Below are 5,893 nucleotides of genomic sequence, written 5' to 3'. Positions count from 1 at the left end.
TCTCTTATCTGGGAATAGTAATAAATAACACAGCGTCAATTAAATTATTAGGTAGTCCTGATGAAAAATTTTTTCTCCATCCAATCCCAAATCTTGCGTTATGAGCTACCGCATAGGATGCTCCAAGGTGCAATTGATGTGATGGTTCCTCTTCTTTGGAGAATGTACCAAAGGTCTCGATATATGCCCCGAAAAGAGGGGAGAAATTATAGTTAAATAACAATGTATACAAATATTCAGGTCCTTGAGAAATACCATCCCAGGTTCCTCCATAATTTACGGTTACACCCGCACGATTTCCCAAACTATGCCCCATACTTAACCTAAATTCCGAATTTATTTTTGAATTGTTGAAAGCAGGTAAGCCTGTTGGGAAAGTTAGAAAACCAAAAACACCAATATCAGGAATCCATCCATCTTCTCGTACCAAAGCTATTTTGGTTCCCATTCCAAATGGGCCTAACCCCGAATTTACTTTCCTGAAATCTCCGCCTTTCATTCGGGATAGTTGCACCCTTGGATTAAACCTGAGCTCAAATCTATTACCTAAACCGTATCGAATAGAAGGAATAAAAAAACTAGTTAAGGTATTTACCCCTCCATTGCTCTGTGTACTTATTCTGAAATGGTTCCTTAACAATATATCGCCATTAGGAATAACAGTGGGAGTTTCCGAATCACTTTGGCCATAAACCCCTATGGAAACCAATAAAAAAATAATGATAGATAAAAAAAATCTCATACTTACCTGAATTATTGTAAAAAATTAGCAGTGTCTTGATTTTTAGAAATTTACCTTCCCCTAAGTGTTTTTCTCTGTTTAGATTCTTAGGTGAGGGGTTAATTAATTCTTAGTTTCTAAGTTGCTTTTGTGCTTTGAACGATTTGGTTAAAAGCGATTTAACTCAATGCAGTGAATTATTATTGGCCTTTAATTAAAAACTTAGATAAAGAAAGAGGTTTGCCTATTTGGTATTAAGGAAAAAAACAGCCATTGGTTTATATTCTCGCAGTTCTTACTTATCAGACAATTCTGTTTAAAATCAGTTATTTATAAATCAAATATTTATGAAGGACAATGTAAAAGGGTTGAGTTTAATATGAAATTATTTCAGATTAGAAAAAGATTAGAATTACCCCCAAGGTCATTTGATATATACTCCCTAAGTTTGGTAGGAGTGAAATAAAAAAAGGAGGAATGGACTTTTTTGAACCAAACTCAATACTCATTTACCCTTTGAGTATGAGGAAAGCAGGTATAACAAACTTTAAATATAATGTCTGAAATTGACGAAACGCAGAGAGATTTGATCAACTTTTTGTTCAATTCGTTTCCGGCTTAGAGTGGCCAACATGAGTTTGAGGTCTTTGGCCCCATAGTGGGTATTATGACCCGTTTAACTATTTGACTTCTAACTAAATTTAGTAAACACCTTAACTAGTGAAGGAAATATCATGGCCATTAAAACTTGCCCTTTCAAACAAAGAGGGTTTACCCTTGTTGGTAAACCCTCTCTAGATATCAACCTTGTGATAAAGCCTTTTTTATAATGGAAACAATTTTGAATTATTCCACAATTACCTTTTGGGTATTTACCCCATTGCTTCCATTGATAACTAAATAATATAAACCTTTTGGCAAGTTAGATATATCTATTTGTTCCTTATTTGCTCCAGGTTTCAATTCAATGGACTTTGAATAAAGTAATTTTCCTGTAACATCAAGGATACTTAAAGTAGTAGTGGATTTAAGTTCATTAGAAAATTCTACAGAGAATTTCCCATTTGGTGCTGGGTTGGGGTATATATTTATATCAGAGGCTAGAGACACATTTTCACTTTGATTATTAGAAGTGGAGGGACCAGCAGCTCCAGCCAAACCATTGGAAATGTTCACGGTATAATCTTCCACCTCCCCATAAGAGAATGTTCCACAAGGGGCCGAAAAAGCATCACCATTCATGGAAACTCGCATTCTTGTGGCTCCTGAAAGCGCTGAAGAAGGAACGGTAAACGAACCTGTTACTGAAACAGAAGAATTGGCTGTGTAAGTACCTTCAAAAGTCTGCTCTTGGGCATCTTCAAAATCTCCATCCTGGTTGTAATCAATCCAAATTCTAAAACTTTCATTCCATTCACTTGAAGAACTAAAATCTGGGGTTAAACGAACATTTACGCCTGAACCTGCTGAAAGATTGGCTCTCTGGGAGGTAAAGTCAGAATACCCTGATCTATCGCCTGAATTCGAAGAAGAATAGTTTAGATCTCCAACAGTTACATTCCCTATCCATTCGCTGTTATCATTGTTCCCATTAGATGCACAATAATCGCCTGGAGGGTTAATAATTACATCCCCACTAATATTCACCGTATAATCTTCCACTTCTCCACCATTAAAATCCTCTTCACAGACATCAGCCGCAGATCCATATTTCAAAGAGATTCTCATACGAGTGGTTCCTGCATTTGTTGGTGTAAAGTTAGCTGTGATAGCTCCAGAACCACTGCCTTGAAATACTAATTCACCGGATTCAAAAGAGGAACTATTGTTGTAATCAATCCAGATTCTAAGGTGCTCTGTATAGCTACTGCTAGCAAAACCTGGGGTAACGATTATTTCGTTGGACTCATTGAGAGATAAATTGATGGTTTGGTTAGTAAAGTCTGAATAGCCACTCGCACCAGTAGAGTTTTGGAAGCTTCCACTTTCTACATTAGCAATCCACTCATACTGATTGGTAGATGAATTTGAAGCACAATAAATATCTGAATCATCACCTAAAACGGTAATCGAAGTAGTGGCTTGGTCGCTTCCATCGGCATTACTTGCCGTTAGGGTAACCTCAAAAGTTCCTGCGGTATTAAAAGTTACTGTTGGATTCCGTTGATTACTACTAGAAGGACTTCCGCCAGGGAATGACCAAGAATAAGTTGTGGCATCCGTTGACTGATTGGTAAAGCTTACAGTTTCTCCCACATCAATTGTTGAAGCACTTACTGAAAAATTAGCAACTGGCAAATTATCCGTAGGAAAATCCGTACTCCCTGCCAGTATGGTTCCCTCAGGTTGGGTGCTATATGCATAATCACGAAGGGTATAAGAATTCCCATTTGCTGCTACAGAAATCCTAAACCAACCATGGAGTGTTTCTCCATAAACATTATTAACCTGGAAACCAATAAATCCTTCCTCTCCGTCCCAATCTGTGTAAGATGGTGTTCGAATATCATGTTCATCTGGCCAAGCTCCACCGGCAACCCAATTTGAAGAAGCCTCAATAGGATCCCCATCATTAAGAAGGGTGATGTTTCTGGTATTCCCTTCGCAAATTAAAGACTTTTGATAAGTTTCAAATCTTAGATCCCCGTCGTCGTACCATACTCCAAAGTCAAAATTACCCACTTCCAATTCAACATTGCCTACTTCTAATTCAAAATATTCCCAGGTATATCCATTGTCAACGGTAATATCTGCGATATTTTCATATACCACCTCATAAGGGGCCCTAAAGTCCACAGAGAAATCCATAGAAGAATTTATAATATTTGCAGCACTACCCTGCACGGCAGCATTTAAAAAGGCTATATTTAAATTGGATACATCTGCATTATCTCCATGGGAGTTTGTGCTTCCTGTTAATGTTAAGGTAGCTTCTGAGGAATTATTCACTGTAATTTGTACTGATAAACCGGAAGGAACACCGGAAGTTGTGTAGTGGGTGTTTTCACTTAAAGTTCCAGATGTAGCAAACTGTGCTCCACCTAAAGCTCGAATGGTTTTGGTTTCATCAAATGATCCATTGTTTGCTGTGGATTCAATAAATTCGGATCCTGAGAAAGTTAATAATGGAGCCTCAATAATTCCTGTTTTTATAAGGTTTTCTTCTTGCCATAGGGTAATTCTAGCATCGTGCAATAGGCCATATTCTTCGCCTTCCATTCTTGCCACCTGACCTTGGGTAAACATCCTTCTACATGAAGAATAATCCATGTAGTTAGAATAATTAGGGGTCTCTCCAAAACACCCACCAACATCTGTACAAACACCGTCATTTGCATTTGTAATAGGAGTATCTAGTACACCATCGTCGTCACAATCTTCAGCTGGGTTGCTGGGGCCAAATGTGTGATATAAACCAAGAAAATGACCAAATTCATGGGTTAAAGTAGCTGCAAATTCATCGTCAGTGTTACCATACAGATAATTTCCGTTATAAACTATACCCGCAATATTCTGGTTGGATTCATTTGTTGAAGGAAGCCAAGCTATCCCCGAGTAATTTAATACACCATCGTCATATAATTCTTCCAAGATGTATACATTCATATACTGATAATTATCCCAAGCATATACTTGCATTTTTTCCCAATCTTCGGCCAGGTTAGTCTCCTTAGGGTGATAGATGATTCCTGTAGTAGAATTGCCTTCTGGGTCATATTGAGCCAGTTCAAAAGAAATATCAAGTGTGCCCCTGATTGATCTAAACTGGGTGATTACATCATCAAAATCAGGGTTTAACCCTTGAAAATCTTCATTTACTTTTTCCAAAGCAGTAATAATTCTTTGGTCATCCACCGTTCCCCAAGAAAAATCACCAAAAACATGAAATACCACTGGTACTGTATATTGAGTATGAGAGGATTGTACAATATCGGATTGAGATAGTCTAGAACTGGAAGGGGATAGTCTGCTTCGAATCTCCTTTGCTTTTTTTTCTGCTATTTGTACCTTTTCAATAGCTTCCTGGCTCAGGGCATGATCAATTCGGCGATTTTCATTTTGAAGACACTTTACGGGTTCTTGTGCGTATAAAGAAACCTTAAAAGATAGTAATGCGATCAGGAAGAGTGATAATTTCAATACCCTTTTATTTAGTAAATTCTTCATCATTAATTTGTTGTTTTATGGTTTGTAATTGATTAAATAATATGATTTGTTTTTTGTAAAATAAACTTGCTTTCTCCTTTATATGGAGTCAATAAGAGTCCTTAAGCCCTAATTAGAATTAATTATTTTACTAATAGTTGCGGATTATTTCAGGGTATTATGTACCAGATAATAATCCTAACAGCTATATTTATATCTACAATTGTGCAGCAAGCCTAGGTAACGGTTAGGGTAATGCATTACCGTATTTCTCAAATTATAATAACCGGTTGTATGTAGTGCTCAAAAAATTATTGGTTATTGCGATCCTATTCCGCTCTTTTATTTTCGCAGGCTTTATTACAATTTCCTGAGGGCAATACAGCCTTAATTACCCAGTATAGATGGACCCATATAAATAATTTGGGGCCTTTCTGGGTGACACTAATTTTCTCTTCCTATAGAGGAATAATAGACTACAGAGTTTTACTTTGTTAGAATTTGAGGTATATAATCTTTTAATCTCGGAGTTAGGGTTTCTATTAGTACTTTAGGTGACCAGAATTAGCCTTATACCCGAATTGGCTTATTTAGTCTGCGATTTCATCCAGTTATACGGCAAGAGATTAATGTTTTATAAATTGTAATCTCCTTTTATATCATCAATTTGGAAAGTGAAATCGGGCAGAAATACCTTATGCCGAGGTTCTATAAACTAATTGTTTAACTATAATTATGGTTAAAGCCTGGTGAATCTTCCTTTCCACAGTTCTCTTGTAGAGTATACCACTGTTGAATATATCTATACTATGCTCAACTAGTAACTTTATTATCCTTTTTAGTATAGTATTAGGTGTGTGGTCTCTTTCCAATTCAGTGGTGTAGGAAACTTTTTGTTGCCCTAATATCTTGTTACTTTCATAAAATAAAATAGCTAAAAAAAGTATATTCTTTTTCATGGTTAAATTCATGTTAATAGTTTGATTAAAAAATTTAACCTAATATTAAAGAACAATTATTATTGTA

Annotated in this window: 2 protein-coding genes; both read right to left on the bottom strand. The window is 36.3% G+C overall.

Annotated elements, in window-relative coordinates; genetic code table 11:
- Nucleotides 1–4: 4 nt before the first annotated feature.
- Nucleotides 5–742, bottom strand: coding sequence for a transporter (locus E1171_RS09100; RefSeq protein ID WP_155205695.1), 738 nt, complete (start codon nucleotides 740–742; stop codon nucleotides 5–7).
- A gap of 825 nt (nucleotides 743–1,567) precedes the next feature.
- On the bottom strand, nucleotides 1,568–4,891 hold the full coding sequence (locus tag E1171_RS09095; RefSeq protein WP_155205694.1) for a M43 family zinc metalloprotease: 3,324 nt from the start codon (nucleotides 4,889–4,891) through the stop codon (nucleotides 1,568–1,570).
- Nucleotides 4,892–5,893: the final 1,002 nt, after the last annotated feature.

Source organism: Xanthovirga aplysinae, from assembly GCF_009711365.1.
GTDB classification, from domain to species: Bacteria; Bacteroidota; Bacteroidia; order Cytophagales; family Cyclobacteriaceae; genus Xanthovirga; species Xanthovirga aplysinae.
The sequence above is the reverse complement of the archived record's forward strand: the minus strand, read 5'-3'. Positions and strand labels throughout refer to the sequence as shown.